Source organism: Methanosarcina subterranea (assembly GCF_055385895.1).
This window is the reverse complement of the sequence record NZ_AP042426.1, coordinates 4,385,540-4,407,832: the sequence shown is the minus strand read 5'-3', so window position 1 is coordinate 4,407,832 and position 22,293 is coordinate 4,385,540. Positions and strand designations below refer to the sequence as shown.

The 22,293-nt window shown below is 42.9% G+C and carries 23 protein-coding genes; 22 read left to right on the top strand and 1 reads right to left on the bottom strand.

The window, feature by feature from the left end; genetic code table 11:
• Window positions 1-323 precede the first annotated feature (323 nt).
• The 7 genes from ACZ5A8_RS19270 (at window position 324) to ACZ5A8_RS19240 (ending at window position 5,872) form a co-directional block, all read left to right on the top strand.
• Complete coding sequence (locus ACZ5A8_RS19270; protein ID WP_464530975.1) at window positions 324-620, top strand: hypothetical protein; 297 nt, start codon at window positions 324-326, stop codon at window positions 618-620.
• A complete protein-coding gene (locus ACZ5A8_RS19265; protein ID WP_464530974.1) occupies window positions 617-1,411 on the top strand; it encodes a M12 family metallo-peptidase in 795 nt (264 codons plus the stop codon). Before ACZ5A8_RS19270 ends, ACZ5A8_RS19265 begins: the two co-directional genes overlap by 4 nt.
• Window positions 1,412-1,911: 500 nt before the next feature.
• Window positions 1,912-2,322, top strand: coding sequence for a hypothetical protein (locus ACZ5A8_RS19260; RefSeq protein ID WP_461651377.1), 411 nt, complete (start codon window positions 1,912-1,914; stop codon window positions 2,320-2,322).
• A gap of 238 nt (window positions 2,323-2,560) precedes the next feature.
• Window positions 2,561-2,899 (top strand): hypothetical protein, encoded by a 339-nt coding sequence (locus ACZ5A8_RS19255; RefSeq protein WP_461651376.1) that lies wholly within the window; start codon window positions 2,561-2,563, stop codon window positions 2,897-2,899.
• A gap of 924 nt (window positions 2,900-3,823) precedes the next feature.
• Window positions 3,824-4,042: a hypothetical protein gene (locus ACZ5A8_RS19250; RefSeq protein ID WP_464530972.1), complete on the top strand. Its 219-nt coding sequence runs from the start codon at window positions 3,824-3,826 to the stop codon at window positions 4,040-4,042.
• Window positions 4,039-5,094, top strand: coding sequence for a C39 family peptidase (locus ACZ5A8_RS19245; RefSeq protein ID WP_464530970.1), 1,056 nt, complete (start codon window positions 4,039-4,041; stop codon window positions 5,092-5,094). The genes ACZ5A8_RS19250 and ACZ5A8_RS19245 overlap by 4 nt, the downstream gene beginning before the upstream one ends.
• A gap of 112 nt (window positions 5,095-5,206) precedes the next feature.
• A complete protein-coding gene (locus ACZ5A8_RS19240; RefSeq protein WP_464530968.1) occupies window positions 5,207-5,872 on the top strand; it encodes a hypothetical protein in 666 nt (221 codons plus the stop codon).
• Window positions 5,873-6,106: 234 nt separating this feature from the next.
• Here the strand turns inward: ACZ5A8_RS19240 and ACZ5A8_RS19235 are convergent, their stop codons facing one another.
• Complete coding sequence (locus tag ACZ5A8_RS19235; protein WP_464534270.1) at window positions 6,107-6,247, bottom strand: hypothetical protein; 141 nt, start codon at window positions 6,245-6,247, stop codon at window positions 6,107-6,109.
• A gap of 153 nt (window positions 6,248-6,400) precedes the next feature.
• Here ACZ5A8_RS19235 and ACZ5A8_RS19230 point away from each other — a divergent pair, with 153 nt between their 5' ends.
• The 15 genes from ACZ5A8_RS19230 (at window position 6,401) to ACZ5A8_RS19160 (ending at window position 22,271) form a co-directional block, all read left to right on the top strand.
• Window positions 6,401-6,739 (top strand): hypothetical protein, encoded by a 339-nt coding sequence (locus ACZ5A8_RS19230; protein ID WP_464530967.1) that lies wholly within the window; start codon window positions 6,401-6,403, stop codon window positions 6,737-6,739.
• Window positions 6,740-7,110: 371 nt separating this feature from the next.
• A complete protein-coding gene (gene ahbD, locus ACZ5A8_RS19225) occupies window positions 7,111-8,160 on the top strand; it encodes a heme b synthase (RefSeq protein WP_464530966.1) in 1,050 nt (349 codons plus the stop codon).
• Window positions 8,157-8,720, top strand: a complete 564-nt coding sequence (ahbA, locus tag ACZ5A8_RS19220; RefSeq protein ID WP_464530964.1) for a siroheme decarboxylase subunit alpha — start codon at window positions 8,157-8,159, stop codon at window positions 8,718-8,720. Before ahbD ends, ahbA begins: the two co-directional genes overlap by 4 nt.
• A gap of 4 nt (window positions 8,721-8,724) precedes the next feature.
• Window positions 8,725-9,183, top strand: coding sequence for a siroheme decarboxylase subunit beta (gene ahbB / locus ACZ5A8_RS19215; RefSeq protein WP_322225017.1), 459 nt, complete (start codon window positions 8,725-8,727; stop codon window positions 9,181-9,183).
• Window positions 9,184-9,326: 143 nt separating this feature from the next.
• Window positions 9,327-9,998, top strand: a complete 672-nt coding sequence (locus ACZ5A8_RS19210) for a precorrin-2 dehydrogenase/sirohydrochlorin ferrochelatase family protein (protein ID WP_464530963.1) — start codon at window positions 9,327-9,329, stop codon at window positions 9,996-9,998.
• A 346-nt stretch (window positions 9,999-10,344) separates the two neighbouring features.
• Window positions 10,345-11,685: a glutamyl-tRNA reductase gene (hemA, locus tag ACZ5A8_RS19205; protein WP_464530961.1), complete on the top strand. Its 1,341-nt coding sequence runs from the start codon at window positions 10,345-10,347 to the stop codon at window positions 11,683-11,685.
• Between the two features lie 164 nt (window positions 11,686-11,849).
• The gene (gene hemB / locus ACZ5A8_RS19200; RefSeq protein WP_464530960.1) at window positions 11,850-12,824 is read left to right on the top strand and encodes a porphobilinogen synthase; all 975 of its coding nucleotides are present in this window, start codon (window positions 11,850-11,852) and stop codon (window positions 12,822-12,824) included.
• A 431-nt stretch (window positions 12,825-13,255) separates the two neighbouring features.
• Window positions 13,256-14,530, top strand: a complete 1,275-nt coding sequence (hemL, locus tag ACZ5A8_RS19195; RefSeq protein ID WP_464530959.1) for a glutamate-1-semialdehyde 2,1-aminomutase — start codon at window positions 13,256-13,258, stop codon at window positions 14,528-14,530.
• 51 nt (window positions 14,531-14,581) lie between these two features.
• Complete coding sequence (hemC, locus tag ACZ5A8_RS19190; RefSeq protein ID WP_464530957.1) at window positions 14,582-15,535, top strand: hydroxymethylbilane synthase; 954 nt, start codon at window positions 14,582-14,584, stop codon at window positions 15,533-15,535.
• 37 nt (window positions 15,536-15,572) lie between these two features.
• Window positions 15,573-16,478, top strand: a complete 906-nt coding sequence (locus ACZ5A8_RS19185; RefSeq protein ID WP_464534208.1) for a dihydroorotate dehydrogenase — start codon at window positions 15,573-15,575, stop codon at window positions 16,476-16,478.
• A complete protein-coding gene (locus ACZ5A8_RS19180) occupies window positions 16,478-17,257 on the top strand; it encodes a dihydroorotate dehydrogenase electron transfer subunit (RefSeq protein ID WP_464530956.1) in 780 nt (259 codons plus the stop codon). Before ACZ5A8_RS19185 ends, ACZ5A8_RS19180 begins: the two co-directional genes overlap by 1 nt.
• Window positions 17,258-17,334: 77 nt before the next feature.
• Window positions 17,335-18,069, top strand: a complete 735-nt coding sequence (locus ACZ5A8_RS19175; protein ID WP_464530954.1) for a fumarylacetoacetate hydrolase family protein — start codon at window positions 17,335-17,337, stop codon at window positions 18,067-18,069.
• Window positions 18,069-18,374: a hypothetical protein gene (locus ACZ5A8_RS19170; protein WP_229390789.1), complete on the top strand. Its 306-nt coding sequence runs from the start codon at window positions 18,069-18,071 to the stop codon at window positions 18,372-18,374. The genes ACZ5A8_RS19175 and ACZ5A8_RS19170 overlap by 1 nt, the downstream gene beginning before the upstream one ends.
• Window positions 18,375-18,628: 254 nt before the next feature.
• Entirely contained in the window at window positions 18,629-20,344 is a 1,716-nt protein-coding gene (locus tag ACZ5A8_RS19165) for a glutamate--tRNA ligase (RefSeq protein ID WP_464530953.1), read from the top strand.
• Between the two features lie 958 nt (window positions 20,345-21,302).
• Window positions 21,303-22,271, top strand: coding sequence for a glycosyl hydrolase family 28-related protein (locus ACZ5A8_RS19160; protein WP_464530951.1), 969 nt, complete (start codon window positions 21,303-21,305; stop codon window positions 22,269-22,271).
• Window positions 22,272-22,293: the final 22 nt, after the last annotated feature.

Here is a 22,293-nt window from a genome sequence, read left to right as displayed (position 1 = left end):
GATTTTAGTGTTTTTCAGTGTGGAAAAAATACTGGCAGCATTTAGGAGCATATAATCTTTCTGTCCAGGGTATCAACTAATTCGTCATATTAAGTATTATTATTGAAAAACGAAATCATAAATTAAGCATGAATTGTTTGATGATGTGTCTAAAAACTTTATGGTTTATATAGGATGTGTTAGTAGTAATTTATGGAGTTCAAACGAACCCTCCAGAGTAGATTTGAACCCCATTGTGCCCGGAGGCATGAGTTAGTGTTAGCTTTGCGATTATTTAAGGCTTGCCTGATTCTACCTCTGGAGTAAAGTAAAGAGGTAAAAGAATGATTGCAAACAGAAAATTTGGGATTGGCGCGTTACTTGCTGCAATATTTATTGTGAGCATGGCGTTTGTGCCGGCTGTGAACGCTCAAACTGAAAAGAATTTTAATGAAGTTTCATTAGAAAACAGTATCACTTATACAGATGCAGAATTGCAAGATTTGTATATCAAATACAACATAAGTGAAAACGATATAAAATTTGCAAATGATGAACTTCCAAACTACTTAGAAGGAACTATTTTGCGTAGCGATAAAAGAGTTGTAGCGAGTGATACTGGCAGACCTCATGAGGTATGATAAAAGGTGAAAACTATGATCTTTTAATAACCACTGAGGAAATGTTTGATATCATAGACAATGCAAGGCAAAAATACATAGAATTATATGGCGTGGATCCAGGAAATCCTATATTAGAGAAAGTAAATGGGTATCTTATACCCAAAGAAGAAGTGAAAAAACTGGTTGAAAAAGGAATTTTGTCGTGTGGATCAGAAGGTGTAGCCGAGCTCAAGACATCTACACGTGTAACGACTAATCCTTACGCAATAAATGATGCTATAGATGTCCATATTTTTGTAGCAACAGACAGTGCCCATGAACCAACAGAATCATTTCAACAAGATACTGCTAATGCGTTATCCAGATTTGAAGATTTTGGAATCGATGTCTATACATGGTGGTACTGGAGCTCTTGGGATGCAAGTGATGTATCTCCATCCTGGGATGCATCAGCTGTTCTTACAGATCTTCGAGAAGATGAGAGCTGGGTTCGCTACTCGGCAAGTGATTTAGTATTAGGTTGGGCACATGAATTAAACCATAATGGCATAGCTCTAATGTATAAAATTGATGATGATACCTATCGGGGAGGGGCTTATGCGGTATGTGCTGACACTGTATATGCAAGTAGTGTCGAGTGGCCGCACGACAGTATTGTTCAACATGAAGTATCTCATAATTTTGATGCCCTCGATCAAAACTCTCCTGTTCACCCACAGTGTATTATGAATTATGCATGGGCTTATGCTGGAACAAATATATGGTGCAATTCGTGCTGGAATACAGTAAATAATGGCATATACAACTGAGTCTTCAGTTCTAAGTGAGCAAATCCCAAAACTCAATATTCAACTCAATGCGTCTTCGGTTAAGTGAGGAATCGTGATAAATTGCCTCCATTCTCACAACAGTTGCCAATAATTTTAATGTGTTGTGGGCTGGAACTGGGTATCGATTTCTGTAAAAAGGCCAAAATTTAAGGCAGCCTTTTGGTGTAAAATCGATAGCTTTCAGGCAAGAAAATTCCTTAACCGATGACCAATGTATTCAACTCAAAATATCTACTTTCAAATAATAATTTGAGTCCCTCTTGGAAATGGTTCTAAAATTCTTATTGGGATAGGAACAAAATTGGTTTTGGGATAACCTCGGTATAAAAATGTTGATTGATCGTATTCCAAAATTGCCGATCAATGGTATCCGAGAAATCAACAGGAATATATTCGCAGAGTAACAAGAATTATCCACAAAATGAATACTGGCTAAGAAGGAGATTTACTAATCTCTTTCTATTATAGAGGGATTTCAAATGCAAAATATCAGAAAAATACTTCTCTTCTTGATGATCATACCCATAGTTGCAATTGTGGGTTATTATGCATTGATATTTCTTCTAGGCGGTCCAGCCTTACCTAATTTTTTTGAAATCAGAAATAATGATGCAGGGACCCATGAAGTAACTGTAGAAATATTGGACTCACACAACAGTTCTATGCTCAAAGAATCATACAAGCTTTATCCGGGTGAAGGAGCTTCAGAAGCAAAACCGTCCGGTCTTCTATATTCTATTGGAATGAAAAAATATACGTTCAAGATTACACTGGATAACGGAATTGAAGAAAAAACCATTTCAGTATCCTTACATCGTTGGAGCACCGCTGTCATAGATATAAATTCGGAAAATGAGGATCCAATAATGATTATGATAGAAACGGTTTGAGAGGAAACTTATCCAGGTATTCTCTGACAGTTTTTACATCATTGGAATTATATTTTTGCGTGACAGGGAACTAGCTCTTCCAAAAATGTAGTTTTCTCAAACCCTACTGGTGACATAAACCTGAAGTCACAACTGTATATTTTTTCTTTTTAAGTATCCGCGTTGATAATACAAATAAAAGTGAGAAATCTCACTCCCGAATTCTTTATTTTTATGGTATGTTTGGAGAGAGTGTTATATGAACTCAAGAACAACAGCTTTAATGATTATTTCTTTTGCTGTTTTAGCATTACTTCTAGTGTTCTTTTTAGTGATTTACCAGTCTGGAGCTGGTATGTATATTAGAGCAGATAAACTTCAGCATCCGCCTGAGGAGTATATTGAATTTAGTTTAGCTGATCTTGAGAAATATTCTTATGTTAAAGAAGCAGTAATGAACCCTGGGAAAAATATTAAGGTTCCTTCCGATTATCATGAAAGTGTATCAGAATTTGGCGAAATAACATCCAATAACGGAACTAATTATATAAAAGTTAATAATGAATACTATGATATCCATTATGAATCTGCTGATTAATTGAATGATGGGAGTAACTAAAAACCATAAGTACAAGAATTCCTCTTCTTTTATCCAAACATGGAGAATGTGCTACTTTTAAGGTCCGATTAATGATTCTCCCATGAACCCAACTTGAGAGTGATAGCTATCCTTTATTTAGCCGTCCAAATTTCTATGGACTGGTAAGGGTGCCGATTCAAAGGATGGCAGGTCTCGTAGGCCTTTTTTATCCAAATAGTGGAAAATACATGCGGCAGGTATGGTTAATATAAACTTCCTATCCAAAGTCTCAAATAAAAGATCAGGGAATAACTGCGTACTCGAAATGAGTATGAAAAGCAATGCTCCTGAAAGGCCGGAATGGGTAGAGTCTTTTAAGGCGTAAAAGATGCTATCCTGGATAATTATCTTTTTCATCCACTTTTTCTTTTTATGAATCTGTTGATAATACAAACAAGAGTGAGGAGTTTCATTCCTGAAGTGCGTAATTATGATGTATAATTTTCAGGAGGAGTGCCATCTGTAAAGATTCTCAAATTTGAATCGATCTGCCAGATCCAGATGCACCGTTCAGGTTTCAGATTGGTTATTTGGGATTTCAAGGTAGAGGATTGTAAAGTCTCCAAACGCTTTTTTCTTTCTTAGAAAATACTGGCCGTAGCTATAGGTGCACTGTTCTTTCTGTCAGGATATCAAGCAATTCGTTATATGAAGTATTACTACTGAAAAAAATGATCACAAATTAAGCATGAATTGTTTGATGATGTGTCTAAAAACTTTACGGTTTATATAGGATATGCTAGAATACTTTATAGAGTTCAAACGAACCTTCCAGAGTAGATTTGAACCCCATTGTGCCCGGAGGCATGGTTAGTGTTAGCTTTGCGGTTATTTAAGGCTTGCCTGATTCTGTCTCCTGGGAAATGAACCGGAGAGAAATCGATGATAACAAAGAAATTTGGAATAGGAACGCTAATTTTGGCAATGCTGCTGGTGAGCATGGCGATTGTGTCGGCTGCGAGTGCACAGGAAGAATCATTAAATGGGACTGACACATTAAATGTAGTCAGCGTAAAACAAGCTGAGGAAGTTGCGTCTTTCTCTATAAAAGAGATTTCTGGATCTTTATCTAATTTTTCAGAATGGGGGATGCAACAGTGAATCTTTCTACTGTCTACTACGATCTTGATGGTAAAAAGTCAGCCTATTCATTTAATATTATGGAAAATAAGCAACAAATAGGTCATATTTTTATTTCAGCGACAAAGGATAATTGCCCAGTTCTGGAGTTTTCAAAAGGTAAGATACCTAATGAAATTCCAGAATTTACAACTCGTTCTGAATCACTGGTACAAGAACATGCTAACAAACTAATATCTGAAAATAATTCTAAAGAAGAGCTGACTATTGGAAAGATGAAACCTCTTTACTTAGGCCCAACATTTTACTATGCAGAGTATACCCTAACCGATACTAAAGGTAATATCAAAGAAAAAGTAATAGTGGATTTGCCATTTTCGACTATAGTAAACTTTAATGAATCAAATGTGAATGTTCCTGTAGGTGAAGACTACTTTTTTAACAACACATATTTACAACAGCAACAAGAAATGAGAATACAAAATGCAAATGCACAATGGACTGCCTTAGAAAAAGAAATGGTTGATTCCTCAAGTTATTCTGCCTCTTCCAGTGTAGAATACTCGATCAGTGGTGTGCCATATTATCCCTGGCGCGATGGCTGTTCTCCAACTGCGGCTGGAATGGTATTAGGATATTGGGATACTCATGGGTATTCTAATTTCCCATCAAGAGATTCTCTAATAGATGAATTAGCGGAAGCAATGGGTACAGATTGGCCAGGAAATGGAGCAACTTGGCCATGGAATATTGATGATGGCATAGAGACGGTTTGTGATACGTACAATTATCCCAGGTTTCAGGCAAGTAATGATTATTATGTCTCATGGAGCGAGGTAAAAACCGAAGTGAATGCAAATAGACCTTTCGTACTTAGCATGTTAAACGGCGGGACAGCTATTGGTTGCAGTCAGGACTATGGTGAGCATAGTGTTACTTGTATGGGATATTATGAGGGGAGTACTGATTACGTACTTTTACATGATACATGGAGTACAACCACTACACGCTACCTGGCTTTTGGAAGCTGGACCGGAGCTATGGCAACATGGGTCAAGTATGTGACTGGGTGAAGTGTGTGAGTTCATGAACTCACTAGATGCCGTTTGGGGGCTAGACTGGAAGATATGACAATAAGGGTGAGACCTTAATCGCCCATTATATTTTTTTGAATGGGGAATGTAAATGTTTTATAAGAAAGTGAATAAAAAGATAATATTTTTAATATTTTTGATAGTTGTTCTTATCGGAGTATGGCTTGTGCTTGACCTCATTAAAATAGGCCCAGGACTGCCCTCCTCAGAGGGCATGCCAGGATGGTACATCCCTGGAGCCTGGCAAGGAAATGTAGAGAACTGTACTTCATCTTTTCCGGAAATTTCACCTTATTGTAATGCAGGAAACTATTCTGGAGGAAAATTTATAAATGTTTGGTATTTTGATGATGAATCTGAATTTTTAAAAGGAGAAGATCTGCTTTATCGCCATCTGGAAGAAAACGGTAATATGTTCCATCGGGAACTGAATATTAGTACAGAACTTCAAGAAGAAACTGAAAGACGTGAAGTTGAAAATTTCCCTAATCTCACATCTTTTAACTCAACAGGGTATGAAAGCCCTGAAACATCTGGATACTTTCTAGTGTATGAGAGGCCCTTCCTTAAAGGTAGAGAAGACTATTTCATAGTTTATTACGGAATCATGGGTACAACAAATCTCACTGAAGAAGCACCTGCGCTGAAAAAATTGATTGCAAAATCCTATTATATGTCTAATGAAGAAGGAAAAGTTGACGGTTTAAAGATGGGGAATAAAAAAGGAACAGGCAATTCGTTACTTCCATGGTTTTAACAAAAAGGTTAGTCCTCACTTGCATTTTTTTCGATGAGCATATCCCAAAATTCAATATATGACTTCATTGGTCATCAGCTAAGGAATTTTCTTGCCCGAAAGCTATCGATTTTGTACCAGAAGTCTGCCTCAATTTTGCCCAATTTTTTCCTAAAATCGACCCCTGTTTCATCTCCTTATACGTTAAAATTTTGAACACCTGTTGTGGAAATGGATGCAATATATCACGATTCCTTACTTAACCGAAGACGCATGAGGATCAATTTTACGTTCACGTTTTATAAGGCCAGTTTCTTTGGCAGTTTGTCTTAACCACTCTTCGGGAAACATTTCCCGAAGAGAGTCTTCAAGAGTAGGTGGGGGACGAGGAGACATAGATGCACTAATATTTAGATTATTATTATCAAAACAAATACGAGAGTGATCCCCTGACGCTTAACCGATGACGTATGGAATCATTTTTAAATTATTTTGTGCAGGATTAAATCCTGTACTTTATTTTTATGGTATGTTTGGAGAGAGTGTTATATGAACTCAAGAACAACAGCTTTAATGATTATTTCTTTTGCCTTTTTAGCACTACTTCTCGTTTTCTTTTTAGTGATTTATCAGCCTGGAGCTGGTATGTACATTAGAGTAGATAAACTTCAAGAAACGCCAGAGAAATATGTGGAATTCAGTTTAGCAGATCTTGAGAAGTATCCTTATGTTAAAGAAGCAGTAATGAACCCTGGGGAAAATATTAAGGTTCCTTCCGATTATCGTGAAAGTGTATCGGAATTCGGCGAAATAACATCCAATAACGGAACTAATTATATAAAAGTTAATAATGAGTATTATGACATGCATTATGAATCTGCTGATTAATTGAATGGTGGAGAGTTGCTAAAATCGGGAAATCTCACTCCTTAACTACTTAAATATAAAGCATAATTTTCAGGATAAAAGTCGTCAGTAGATTTGAAATTTTCTCTGCTGCTTAATAAGATCTCATCAAAAATCTTCAATTTTCCGGCAAGACAAGCTTTACTTCCTCTTCTCTTTTTATAGGTTCTCGTTTGAAATGGCAGAATATTAATATTACTTTATTAATATGACCTGTCACATTTCAATTATACTAACTTTAAGTAATATTGGTTCTGACCTATACTCAGTTATCTGATAGTAGTGCAAATCCCTGAATCGTTAATTTATAAATCTCATAAACTCTGATTTCTATTAACAGAAACCCTTAATTTATGATTACCATGACAAATGCACCAAGGCTTATCGCATGGGAACTTACTGCGGGCTGCAACCTGAACTGCGTGCACTGCAGGGGGTCTTCCACTTCCTCGGTTCCCGAAGGGGAGCTTACAACCGAAGAAGCTAAGCATTTCATCGATGAGGTTGTAGAGCTTGGAAAGCCCATCCTCATCCTGAGCGGAGGCGAACCTCTCACCAGAGCGGATGTCTTCGAGATTGCCAGATATGGGACTGATGCCGGGCTCAGAGTTGTGCTCGCAACAAACGGCACTCTTCTAACCCCTGAGATTGTTGAAAAGCTGAAAGCTTCAGGAGTCCAGCGGCTTAGCATCAGCCTTGACGGAGCGGTTGCAAAGACTCACGATGAGTTCAGGGGCATGCCCGGGGCTTTTGAAAGGACGCTTGCAGGCATCGAAGTCCTCAGGAAAACAGATTTTCCCTTCCAGATCAACACAACGATTTCAAGGCGCAACCTTGAGGAAATCCCGAAGACCTTTGAGCTTGCAAAAGAGCTCGGGGCAGTTGCTTACCATGTCTTTTTCCTTGTACCCACAGGCAGGGGAGAAGAATCCGATGAGGTTTCCCCTGCAGACTACGAGCGTCTCCTTCACTGGTTCTACGATATGCAGAAAGAATCGGAAATCCAGCTGAAAGCGACCTGTGCTCCTCATTATTTCAGAATCATGCGCCAGCGGGCAAAAAAAGAAGGCATCGAGCTCTCCGTAAAGACCCACGGCTATGAAGCCATGACAAAGGGTTGCCTTGGGGGGACTGGTTTCTGCTTCGTATCAAGCGTTGGTGAGGTCTATCCATGCGGCTACCTTCCCATGCTTGCCGGAAATATAAGGGAACAGCCTTTTAAGGACGTCTGGGAAAACTCTGAGGTCTTCAGAAAGTTGAGAGATCCCGAAGAGCTTAAAGGTAAGTGCGGGATATGTGAATATAAAAAGGTCTGCGCAGGCTGCAGGGCAAGAGCCTATGCTGCTACAGGCGACTATCTCGGAGAAGAGCCTTACTGTATATACAGTCCCGGAAAAAAATGATAGTGATCGAGATGATTGGCATTGATAATTTAAAAGATCAGCTCCGGAAAGAGGCTGTCGATTTTTCCTGTGATATGGATCCTAATGACAGGGAAATTCCGGTAATAGAACTTGATGAGACCGACAAAAGAATCCTCAACCTTATCCAGCAGGAAGTCCCCCTTGATATCGAACCTTTTGCAAGGTTAGGCGAGATTCTCGGGCTTCCGGAAATTGAGGTAATTGAAAGGCTGCGTGAACTCAACAGGAAAGGGGCAGTAAGAAGGGTAGGCCCGGTCCTCAGCACGAGAAATATGGGGGGCGTAAGTACTCTTGTAGCCCTGAAAGTGCCCGAATCCCGCATAGAGGAAATTGCTATTTTTGTTAACGAGTATCCCGAAGTTTCCCATAATTATCTCAGAAGTGCTGCGCAATATAATCTCTGGTTCACGCTTTCTGCTCCAAGCAAAAATAGGCTTGAGGAGATTCTCAGCGAGATTAGAGAGAAAACAGGCTGTCCTCTTCTTGATCTTCCTACAAAGCACCTCTTTAAGATTCAGGTAAAGTTTGATATCAGGTGAAATTATGGACAAAACGGATGTAAAACTGCTAAAACTCGTGCAGGACGGAATTCCAATCACTCATTCTCCTTTCAAAGGGTTTGCTTCTGAGCTTGGAATTAGTGAACAGGAGGTTGTTGACAGGCTTAAAAACCTCCAGAAAGCTGGGAAGATCCGTCGCTTTGCGGCTTCAATCGGGCATAGGGCTATAGGCATAACAGCAAATGCAATGTGCGTTTGGAACGTTCCTGATGAGCAGATCGAAAAGATAGGGAATATCATGGCTGAATTTCCCGAAGTTACGCACTGTTATGAACGCCCCCGCTATCCTGACTGGCAGTATAACCTGTTTACAATGGTCCATTCCTATAACCCCGAAGACTGTGAAAGAGTGGCTGAAAGGATCTCGGAAGCTACCGGAGTTAAGGATTATACCCTTTTCTTCAGTGACAGAGAGTTCAAGAAAACAGGAGTTAGGCTTTAAGGATGCGATGGCTGTAAAAACTGCTTTTAAGGCATCTATTATCGTTTGTTATCAATCATTAATCGTCTATCAGGTATTTATTAGGCGTTTATCGCCCATTTATTAAGCGTTTATTTAAACTTTAATTTGCGAGGTCCCTGGAAATGACTGGAACTAATAACTTTCTCCCCCTCATGCTTGACCTTTCAGGCAGGAAAATCGTAATTTTCGGGGGTGGCTCTGTCGGGGAACGCAAGGCTGAACTTTTCTGCGGCTGCGCAGACACTGTTGTTGTCAGCCTCGGCTTTTCCGAAAGGCTGCAGGAACTTGAGGTCTCGGGACAGGTTCGGCTGCTTATGCTTGACCTCACGGCAGCAGCGGACTCCGAACTCAGGGAAATCATTTCAGGGGCTTTTCTTGTTATTCCTGCAACCAGCAGTTCCGAACTTAACCGGAAAATCACTGATATTGCAGGGGAAAGCGATATTTTGATTAATCAGGTGGATGCTTTAGGTAGTGTTGTAATCCCATCAGTCATCAAAAGAGGAGACCTGGTAATAGGGATCTCTACCCTTGGGCATAGCCCTGCGGTCTCGAAATACACTCGCAGGCGGATCGAAGGGGTGATAACTCCTGCATATTCCGATATGATCAGGCTTCAGGACGAATTGAGGAGTTACCTCAAGTTGCATGTGAAAGAACAGAGAAAAAGAAAAGCCCTTCTCTGGAAAGTCCTTGAAAGCGAAAGTGTCTGGAGTGGCTTTTCTGAATCGTATGAAAAGGCAACAGAAGAAGCATATGCAATAATTTCGGATAATCTAGGACAATTCGGATAATCTAGGACAATTTCGGGAACTTCCAACTGTAAAATCTGGCTGGAGGCTCAAAGGCCTATGCAGAGTAACATGCAGAGCATATTGAAAGGAAAATAATTAATCTATGAAAATAAACCTTCTGTGATAAAAATGTTTGTAATAATCCTCTTTAATAACTACCTTTTAATAATTACTCATTAATATCTTCCCTTGAATAATTAATCTTGAGTGATTAACCTTGAATAACTAACCATTAAATGGAAACCCTTTAGTGAAAAATGGCTGAGGATTTCTGGACAAAGTTTAATTTATAACTCCTTATATTATTCATTCTATTTCCTGTATTCATTCTATCCGGAGGCTCTCTGTGACAGAAATCTCAAGTATGGTTATATCCCATAAAAAAGCGAAGGTTGAGGAAATGGAGTCCGCCTGGCACGGAGATCTGGACGGGCTGCTCCATAACCTGTACAGCCGTGAGTATGTGTACGAGTGCGTTGTCTTAAAAACATGCAACCGTGTTGAAATCTACGTTGTTTCCCCCAAGAGCAGCAGTGTACTTTTCTCTTTTGCAAAGGAAATGGGAGCTTCCACCCATATCATTGACTTTTACGGGCACGATGAGTCCCTGGAGCACCTGCTCAGGCTTTCAGGTGGGCTTGAGTCCATGATTGTAGGAGAAGACCAGATCCTCGGGCAGATAAAAGACCTCTACGCCTATTCAAAGAAAGCCGGAACAACTGGCAAGATCCTTGATACGGCTTTTGAAAAGGCCATTCAGGTAGGCAAAAGGATCAGGAACGAGACCCGGATCAATAAGGGTTCGGTCTCCATAGGCTCTGCGGCTGTGGACCTCGCCGAAGATATTTTCGGGGGGCTCACAGGAAAATCCGTGCTTGTAATCGGAGCCGGAGAAATAGGAGTCCTGGTCGCAAAAGCTCTTGCCGAAAAGGATATCGAAGCTATTTACATTGCAAACCGCACTTTTAAGAAAGCCGAAGAAATCGCCTACGAGCTCGGAGGGCACGCGGTCAGGCTTGATGATATCAGGGGCTATCTACCGGGTGCGGATGTCGTGATCAGTGGCACTGGAGCTCCCCATTATATCCTTACACGAGAGATAGTTGAAGAAGCTATTCGGGGTAGAGATAGAAAGCTCCTTCTTATCGATATTGCAAATCCCAGGGATATCGAGGAATCTGTTGTGGAACTGGAAAGTGTCGAGCTCTGCAATATCGATAATCTCAGGGTCATAAGTGAAAGAACCCTTAAGATGCGAAAAGAAGAAGCAAAAAAAGCTGAAGCTATTATCCAGGAAGAAATCAGGCTCTTAAACCTCCAGTACAAGCGCCAGAAAGCTGACCGTTTGATTTCCGAGCTTTACCGGCAGGTCTACGATGTCCGCGTAAGGGAAAGGGAAAAAGCAGTCAACAGGCTCTGTGCCTATCATACTATCGGGGAGATCGAAACCGAGGTGCTTGACGATCTCACTCATTCAATCGTTAACAAGATCCTGGCAGAGCCTACCAAAGTTCTCCGCCAGGCTGCAGAACTCGGAAATGAAGAGTTTCTTGATGTGGTTTCAAGAGTCTTTTGTCTCGATAAAGACAGAGTAAGGGTTGAGAAAATAAAGCCCGGATGTAACAAAGAGCAGACTACCGTTAAAGAACAGACAACAGTTAAAGAACATTACGCTGTAAAAGATTAAGCTGAGGCGCACGGGAAAAAAGAAACAATTTACAGGCAGAAGAATTTCCAGATTAAATCAATTCACGGATAAATCAATTCACGGATAAATCAATTCACGGATAAATCTATTCACAAATAAAGCAGTTCATATTTCAAAAATAGTTTCTAATCAGGAGTGATCACATGTTTCCAGAAGTCAGGTTAAGAAGGTTGAGAAGGGGAAAGATCAGGGACCTTATGCGGGAGACCACTTTATCCGTGGATGACCTGGTCCAGCCTATTTTTGTGAACGAGAATATTGATTCCCCTGTTGAGATTTCTTCCATGCCGGGAATATATAATCTTCCTCTCTCAGAGGTTGTAAAAGAGGCAAGAGAGATTGCAGAGCTCGGGATTCCTGCAGTGATTCTTTTCGGAGTGCCAGCATTTAAAGATGCTGAGGGCAGCTCTTCCTGTGGGGAAACAGATGTCGTTCAGGAAGCTGTAAGGAGAATCAAAGCCGAACTCGGAGACAGGCTTGTAGTGATCACTGACATCTGCATGTGTGAATATACAAGCCACGGGCACTGTGGGATAATCGACTTTGAGACTAAGGAAGTCCTTAACGACCCTACTCTTGAAGTCCTGGGAAAAATTGCCATCAGCCATGCAAAAGCCGGAGCTGATATGGTGGCTCCTTCGGGAATGATGGACGGGATGGTAGACGCAATCCGACAGGCGCTTGATTTCAGCGGATTTGAAAACATTCCCATTATGTCCTATGCCGCAAAGTACCATTCCTGTTTCTACGGACCTTTCAGGGAAGCTGCCGAATCGGGGTATTCCTTCGGGGACCGCTCGACCTACCAGATGGACCCTGCAAACAGCGACGAAGCTCTCAGGGAAGTAACCCTTGATGTGGCAGAAGGGGCAGATATCCTTATGGTAAAGCCTGCCCTCCCCTACCTGGATATCATATACAGGGTCAAGAGTGAATTTGGAATGCCAACAGCAGCATACAATGTAAGCGGGGAGTATTCTATGATCAAGGCAGCTGCAGCTAATGGATGGATTGATGAGAATAAAGCTATTTACGAGTCCCTGATCTCGATCAAAAGGGCAGGGGCGGATTTCATTATTACCTACTTTGCGAAGGATGCTGCCCGAATGCTTAAGTAACTGCTTTCTTTCCAGGCACTTCTGCTTTTAAGGGGATTCAGTCAGGGCTTTCTTTCCCGCATCCCTTTCTTACCTTTTGTTTTTAAGCCTGTCTTTTGCCTGTATGCTATCTTCAATGGTTGTTTCCATCAATAACTGCTTAATAGGTGAAGGCTCTGTTATAAAGATAAATAAGAAGCACAGAAAAGAGCATTATCTTAATCCAGAAGCTCACTGGAAAACGAAAGCTTGCTTCACTTCAAGGTTTACATATTAACCCGGGAGTTCATGTCATTCATATATTAACATTAACAAATCTCCGTTTAATTCAATTTCCGGTTAAGTCAAAACCTGTTCCAATTTGCTTAATCAATTTAATTTACTAAAATCTAATCAATTTAATCTACTTACAGTCCTTTATCGAACATTTAAGTCCATCCGGTGAGATTCCCATGACGTTTGAGGTAACACTTGATAAGTCCAGACAGATGTATGAGAAAGCAAAGACCCTTATTCCGGGCGGGGTTAGCAGTCCGGTGAGAGCAATCAAACCCTATCCTTTCTATACCGCTTCTGCGGATGGTTCGAAGATAAGGGACCTTGACGGAAATGAATATATTGACTATTGTCTTGCCTACGGTCCTGCTATCCTCGGGCACAACCATCCTGTAATAAAGGAGGCAATCAAACAGCAGCTCGATAAAGGCTGGCTCTACGGAACTCCTACCGAGCTTGAGGTGACCCTTGCAGAAAAAATTGCAAGCTATTATCCCAGCATTGATATGCTCCGTTTCGTGTCCACAGGCACGGAAGCTACTATGAGCGCCCTCCGCCTCGCTCGCGGCTTTACACGCAAGAATAAATTCATCAAGATTGAAGGAGGGTTTCACGGCGCCCATGATGCTGTGCTCGTAAAGGCAGGTTCAGGAGCTACTACCCTTGGAGAGCCTGATTCCCTCGGCATCCCTGCAGATTTTACCAAACATACCCTGCAGGCCCCATATAACGATATGGAAACAATGGCCACGCTTGTGGAAAAGAACAGGGACGACCTTGCAGCAGTGATAATAGAGCCCGTACTCGGGAATATAGGTCCTGTTCTCCCGCTACCTGGATACCTTAAAGAGCTCAGAAAACTCACGGAAGAAAATGATGTACTTCTCATTTTCGACGAGGTTATTACCGGTTTCAGGCTTGCAATGGGTGGGGCGCAGGAATATTTCGGGGTAGTGCCTGACATGACCACCCTTGGAAAGATTGTGGGCGGAGGTCTACCTATAGGGGTCTTTGGCGGCCGCCGCGAAATTATGGAAATGATCTCACCTTCCGGAGCTGTTTATCAGGCAGGGACCTTCAGCGGGAGCCCATGTTCTGTGGCTGCGGGCATTGCCGTGCTTGATTACCTGAAAGAGGCAAATATTCACGCGAAGCTGAATTCAACCGGAGATTACATGAGGGCTGTACTCTCAGAAATCGTTGAGGACGAAGGGCTTGACTATAATGTATGCGGAATTGCTTCCATGTTCAAGATCTTCTTCGGGGCAGAGCCTCACAACTACCAGGAGGTCCTGAAGTGCGATAAGGAAGGTTACCTTGCTTTCTTCCACAGGATGCTTGCAAGCGGGGTCTTCCTGCCTCCGTCCCAGTTTGAGACCAACTTCATATCTGCAGCCCACAGCGAAGAGGACATTGAAAAGACCCTTGAAGCTTATATGGAAAATCTCTGAGGATTTTATCTTCTCTCAAGATTTATCTTTGAAAACGTTTGAGGATTCCACATGATCATAGGTACCCGGGGCAGCCAGCTTGCGCTTGCCCAGACCGAGAATGTCGCCCGCCTTCTTAAAGAGCAGGGCGTTGAAACCAGTATTAAGATAATAAAAACAAGCGGAGACCGGTTTACTGACCGCCCTCTGCATGCCGTATCCGGAGGAGTCGGGGCTTTTGTCCGGGAACTGGATGATGTCATGCTTGCAGGAGAAATCGACATCGCTGTCCATTCGATGAAGGATATGCCCACGATCCGCCCGCCAGTACTTCCTACTGTTGCAGTTCTGAAACGGGATACCCCTTTTGATATCCTGCTTACGTACGATGGGAGTACTCTTGACGAATTGCCCGACCAGGCCATTATAGGCACCAGTTCCCTGAGAAGGACTGCACAGATCAGGCGTTACAGGCCTGACCTTATCACCCAGGACCTCAGAGGCAATATCGATACCAGGCTCAGGAAGCTTAAAGAGGGACTGTATGATGGTATCCTGCTTGCAAAAGCAGGGCTTGAACGCATGGGCTGGGAGCTTGAAGGAGAAATTCTTTCCCCTGACTTTTTCTGCCCCTCCCCGAACCAGGGCACGGTTGCAGTTGTAACAAGAGCAGGTACTGAAGCTGAAGCCGCCGTTGCCAGGCTTGACCATACCGAGAGCCGGATTGTTACTGAAATTGAACGCATCCTTATTTCCGAACTAGGAGGGGGCTGTACAACTCCTATTGGTTCCTATGCAGAGCTTACACCTGATAGGAAAGAAATCCATGTCCGGGCTGAAGTCCTTTCCCTTGACGGCAGGGAAGATGTTCGGATTGATGAGTTTATCCCGATGAGGGGTGGTGTTGAAAAAGCCAGGGAACTCGGGCACAGGCTTGTGAAAATGGGCGGCAAGAGGCTGGCTGAAGAAGCGCTCCTTCAGATCTCCAGAGATGCGTGCGATTCCGGGGATTCTTACGATTATTGATACAAAACTGCCTGCGGGCAGGAAACGGAGTTATTCAATGTATACTCTCACCGGACTTAAATTAAAAAACTCGACCATTCTTGCAGCCGGGGTGCTCGGGACCACCGGCGCTTCCCTCTACAGAGTCGCGCGTGAAGGGGGAGCAGGCGCAGTTGTGACCAAATCCATAGGTCCTGCTCCCAAGACCGGACACCCCAACCCCAGCATGGTCAGGCTGGACTGCGGCTTTTTAAATGCAATGGGGCTTCCGAACCCTTCCTATCCCGGCTTCCTGCAGGAGCTCGAGTTTGCAAAAAAAAACTCTGAAGCGCCTGTAATTGCAAGCATTTTCGGCGGAAATCCCTCTGAGTTTGCTGAAGTTGCAGAGGGCCTGCTTCCTGCAAAGCCTGACGCTTTCGAGCTTAATGTGAGTTGCCCGCATGCCGAAGGGTATGGGGCTGCAATAGGTTCGAACCCCTGCCTGGTAGAGGCAGTTACAGCGGCGGTTAAGGATGTTGTTAATGTTCCTGTCTGGGTTAAGCTGACGCCCAATGTTGCAGATATCACATGCATCGGAAATGCAGCAGAATCCGGGGGCGCGGATGCTGTCGTTGCAATCAATACTTTAAAAGGAATGGCTATTGACATTGAATCAGGATACCCTGTTCTTGGAAACCGCTCAGGAGGGCTTTCCGGAAAAGCTGTCAAGCCAGTAGCTGTCAAATGCGTTTATGACCTCTACACCGCCCTCGAAATTCCGGTAATCGGAGTTGGAGGGATTTCTTCCTGGGAAGACGCTGTGGAAATGATGATGGCAGGAGCAGCAGCTGTTCAGGTCGGGTCTGCGGTATACAACAGGGTGGATGTATTCTCTGAAATCGGTGCAGGGATAGAAGCTTTCCTCGAGAGGAAAGGTTATTCGGATATAAAGAAAATTATAGGGCTTGCCCATGAGATGGTCTGATGCTTCCTCTTAATGCTACAATAACACAGATAACTGAAGAATCTCCTGCTGTCAGGACTTTTTTCTTTAACCACATGTTTGAGGACATGGAGCCAGGCCAGTTTGTGATGGTCTGGATCAGGGGCGTGGACGAAGTTCCCATGGGCCTCTCCAGAAATAACTCCATAACTGTCCAGAAGGTAGGGGAGGCAACCTTAAAGCTCTTTGAGTTAAAAGAAGGAGACTCTTTCGGGCTCAGGGGCCCATTCGGAAAGGGCTTTACCCTTCCTGCTAAAGGTGAAAAAGTACTTGTTATAGCTGGAGGGGTCGGAGCTGCTCCCCTGTCTCCCTATGCCGAGGCAGCCTGTGCTGCAGGTGCTGAAGTGAATACAATTCTTGGGGCACGGAGCGCCGGAGACCTGCTTTTTGAGGGTAGATTTGAAGCCCTTGGAAAGGTTTATGTCTCTACCGATGACGGCTCAAAAGGAGTTAAAGGATTTGTGACCGATGTCCTCAAAAACCTTGATGTCGCAGCCTATGACAGAATTGCAGTCTGTGGTCCTGAAATAATGATGTCTTCGGTTTTCAGGCTCCTGGAAGAGAGACAGGTTCTGGAAAAGTCAGAGTTCAGCCTCCACCGCTATTTTAAATGCGGCATCGGAGTCTGCGGGGCATGCTGCATAGACCAGTCCGGTCTTCGGGTTTGCAAGGACGGGCCTGTGTTTTCCGGGGTTCAACTCATTGGTTCTGAGCTCGGAAAATATTCACGGGATGCCAGTGGGCGAAGAGTTAAAATTTAAGTTTCGATATATCCTTTTAAAAAATGAAAGAGAGCAGGTAAAAAGCTCCTCGAAAATAGAATAAGGAAGGCAAAGCTATGATTGGAAGGTTCAGGTCGGGAGATAATATTTTTTATGGAGAAATCGAAGACGGGAAGGTGTATCCCAATGGAGGGATCTCTGCCGGGACATTTGAACTTTCGGAACTTCGCGTTCTACCGCCCTCTTTTCCCTCTAAAATCGTCTGTGTTGGCCTGAACTATAAGGACCATGCCGGGGAGCTTTACATGGAAGTTCCTGAAACCCCTATTCTCTTTTTAAAGCCTCCGTCTGCAGTTATAGGGCATGGAGATAAGATAATCTACCCTGCATCCAGTTCGAGGGTGGATTATGAAGCCGAACTCGCGGTCGTAATCGGAAAGCGCTGCAAGAATATTTCAGCTGAAAAGGCTGAGGACGTGATTGCAGGTTATACGTGCTTTAATGATGTGACTGCACGTGATATCCAGCAAAAGGACGGGCAGTGGACGAGGGCAAAGAGTTTTGATACCTTTGCGGCATTCGGGCCCTATATCGTCTCTGCAGAAGAGATTGATGTTAGCGATGCAAAGATCGTCTGTAGAGTAAACGGGGAAACCAGGCAGGAATCTAACACTTCAAACCTTATTTTTGACATTCCTCACCTTATTGAATTCATCACCGAGATTATGACCTTGGAAGTAGGAGATGTAATCGCTACCGGTACTCCCCCCGGAGTTGGAGAACTGCAAAGGGGAGATACCGTGGAAGTCGAGATCCAGGGAATCGGAACACTTAGAAACGAGGTTGTCTGATGCTTCTTGAGCATATTGGAACTGAACTTGACCTTACAGAGCGCCACCTGATTGTGCTCAAAAAGGTAATTGAAGAAGGTCCCATAGGAATCCTTAAACTTGCAGAGGTTACAGGGATGCAGAACCATAAGGTACGTTATTCCCTTAGAGTCCTTGAACAGGCAAATCTTATCAAGCCTTCAGCTCAGGGCGCCGTGCCAGGAGATGCTGTCCCTAAATTCCTGCAGGACTTTGAACGAGATCTGGGCAAAATCAATGAAAAAATAATTCTCATCCGGGAAATTGAAGCCTCCATTCCGAAGTAAAGGCTTTGCCCTTAAAAGCCTTTTACGGATGTGCTTTTTTGTTATCATATTTTTTTCTCGGTTCTTTCTGTGGAGTTCCGGGCTTCGGTGGCTTTTTATAACCCTATTTACATGTTTTTCCTGCAATCCTCGAATTCAGTGCAGCTCATGGAGCTGTCTACCTTACCGTAGGTTTATCCATACAGTCTGACTCGTGTAATATTCTCATCTTATCAATGGTGATTTAATCAAGGTTTACCTCTGGAGAAGCTTCTATGACCTTAGATCCTGAAGATATTAAAATAATCGAAAAATACGCCCTTCAAAACGCTGTAAAATACGGAAAAGCCCCTCAGCCCAAAGCTGTAATGGGCAAAGTAATGGGGGAATATCCCCAGCTAAGGGCTGACCCCAATGGAGTATCCATTGCCCTTGAAACTATTGTTTCCGAAATTACTAAAGGGAATCCAGAAGCCTGGGAAACCCGGCTGTCAGAAATTGCTCCCGAGCTTATAGAAGCCCTGAGTGTGAAGAAGGAACCTGACAAAGGTTTAAAACCCCTCGAAGGGGCAGAGACCGGTAAAGTCGTGATGCGCTTTGCCCCTAACCCTAACGGACCCGCAACTATAGGCAGCGCAAGGGGCATGGTAGTCAATTCCGAATATGTAAAAATATATAAAGGCAAGTTTATCCTGCGCTTTGACGATACCGATCCTGATATAAAGCGCCCTATGCTTGAAGCCTACGAATGGTACCTGGATGACTTCAAATGGCTCGGAGTTGTGCCTGATCAGGTTGTCTATGCCTCTGACCATTTCCCTATCTATTACGATTATGCAAAAAAGCTGATCGAGATGGGCAAAGCCTATGTCTGTTTCTGTAAAGGAGAGGACTTCAAGCAGTTAAAGGATGCCAAACAGTCCTGCCCGCACAGGGATGAAAGCCCGGAAGAAAACCTCAGGCACTGGGAAAAGATGCTTGCCGGGGAATATGAAGACCAGCAGGCTGTACTGCGTATAAAGACAGATATAGACCATAAAGACCCTGCTCTGAGGGACTGGGGGGCATTCAGGATTAGAAAAATGTCCCATCCCCGCTCTGAAATTGGAAATAAATACATTGTCTGGCCCCTCCTGGATTTTGCAGGCGCTATCGAAGACCACGAGCTCGGCATGACTCACATCATCCGGGGTAAAGATCTTATAGATAGTGAAAAGAGGCAGACATATATCTATAAGTATTTCGGTTGGACGTACCCGAAAACAACCCACTGGGGGAGGGTCAAGATCCACGAGTTCGGAAAGTTCAGCACAAGCACCCTGCGCAAATCCATTGAAGCCGGAGAATACAGCGGCTGGGATGACCCTCGCCTGCCAACAATCCGGGCAATCAGGCGCCGCGGAATAATGGCTGAAGCTCTCAGGAAGTTCATGATAGAGATGGGAGTCGGGATGACTGACGTAAGTATAAGCATGGAGTCCCTCTATGCAGAAAACCGCAAGATTGTAGATCCCATTGCAAACAGGTACTTCTTTGTCTGGGACCCGGTAGAATTAGAACTTATAGATGCCGAGCCTACAGTTGCTAAACTTTCTCTCCACCCTACTGACCATTCCAGAGGGGTTCGGGAAATTGCCGTAAGAAATAAGGTGCTTGTCTGTAAGGATGATATCGAAAAGCTGGAAGTTGGCTCCATCCTCCGCTTAAAAGATTTCTGCAACATTGAAATCACTTCCCTTTCTCCACTTCAGGCAAAACACTCTGATATTTCGCTTGAAGCCCTTAAAAAAGCAAAGGCAAAAATTATCCACTGGGCTCCTGTTGACGGTATATCTGTTAAGGTACGTGGTCCTGAAGGCGATATTGAAGGAATTGGAGAACACGGAATTGCAACTGAACTTGACAAAATAGTTCAGTTCGAACGTTTCGGCTTCTGCAGGATTGACGCCGTAGATGGAGAAAAAGTAGTGGCTTATTTTGCCCACAAATGATTCTCAGAAAGAAAAGGGTGGAGAACTGCCCTTTTTCTTTTATCTACTTTCGTTAGCTTTTTCGTTAGCTTTTTCGTTTTTTTCAGTTATTTACTTAAAACCTGTTATTTTTTAAACACATTTTAATATTAAGTACTATTTTTCTCAACGTTCTGTCTATTAATGCAAAATCTTTTATAATATAACCCTTATGAATCTTAGATGTCAACTCAGCAATTAAACAATGAATAGTAAATAGCGAAAATTCCTCACAAGAGTTGACCTGGCTAGACGCTATATTTAGTGAATAGACAGTATTGATCAGAAGGAGCAGCATCCTGTGATCAGCATCGAAGTTTGAATGCTTTAAGGCAAAATTTTATGTTCGACTCTACTCCAGTGACTGATCCCTATAAGTAATTGGAGAGTGGAAAATCCTCTGCACCGTGTTCGTCCCACAAAACGCAGAGAATAGAATTGGATAGATTCAAAAATATTACGCAGACGTAATTAGAATTTTTGAATTACCGTATAGATCCGACATAATTAGATATTTGGAATATACTCGGTCTAATTAGATAGTTCGGAAAAAACATTACGAGTACGACGTAATATGGAATTTTGAGAATATCCTGGAAGATTTACGATTTTCCTGGAGTTTTTGAGTTTACTCAAATTCTAAATCCAATCCAGAGGCGATACGATGCTTAAAACGAATTTAGGAACCCTATTCCTGACAGCATGTCTTATTATGACAACCGTATCAACTTTTGGAGAGCTATAACTGCCATAGTTTTTGAGTTTACCCAAAATTCTGAATCCAACCCAAAGGTGATACGATGCTAAAAGTCAAACAGGAAACCCTATTCCTGACCACATGTCTTAGTTTAACAGCTGTGTATGCTTTTGGGAAAAATAGACTCTAACTCTATGATTTTTTGAGTCTACTCAAGTTCCAATCCAACCCAAAGGTGATACGATGCTAAAAAGACAGATAGGAACCCTATTCCTAGCAGCATGCCTTATTTTAACAACCGTACCCGCGGCATTAGGCGCACAAAATACAATAACCGTAAGTCCGACATCTGGATCAGATGCCCAGACTGCAATTAACAATGCAATAAATTCTGCAGCATCAGGAGCAACAGCAAGTAACCCGGGAGTTGTTCTCCTTACTGCTGGCACTTATAAGATAAGTGCACCTATAATTTTGAAATCTAATGTAGTACTGAAAGGTGCAGGTGACGATACAATAATCTATGCTACCGGTTCAGTCTGCAACTCCGAGGGATCACCTGCATATATATTCGGGTCAGGTGTTTCTAACGTTGAAGTATCTCATCTTCAATTCCAAAGTACAGCAACCGGACCTAAAGATGGAGGTCACGGAGCATATCGAAACTGCATAAAATTCACATCCGTAACCAATAGTAAAGTACACGATATCTTACTAACTCGCTATCTGTATAGTGACGGTGTCAGAATCAGTAAAAGTTCCGGAATAGAGGTCTATAACTGCAGAATGCAGTCCTCAGGACATGATGGCGTGTCATTTTTGTCCGGCACTAAAGACTCCAGAATGTACAACTGTTATGTTGAGGTTCAGACCAACACAGGTGTCAGGGTGGACAACTGTGCAAATATTGAGGTTGACCATAACACCTTCACAGGCAGTGCAGGCTCTGGCTGGTGCTGTGTTGAGCTGGAAAATACACTGACGAACGTGGATGTCCATCACAACATTATGCATGATTACAAAGGATCAAGCAGCAGTGCAGGCATTGGTAACTGGAATGCAAAAGGGTCGATCAGTGTTCGTGATAACGTTATGTGGAACGTATCCCCTTACGTTGAGGTAGGCTCAGGCTCAAACACATTGGGACCGTCTGATCACAATGTTGAAAACTGGGTAGCGCAGGGCTATGGATATGGCTCTATTAGCAACTAATTCAAAAAGCGCGATGGAATAC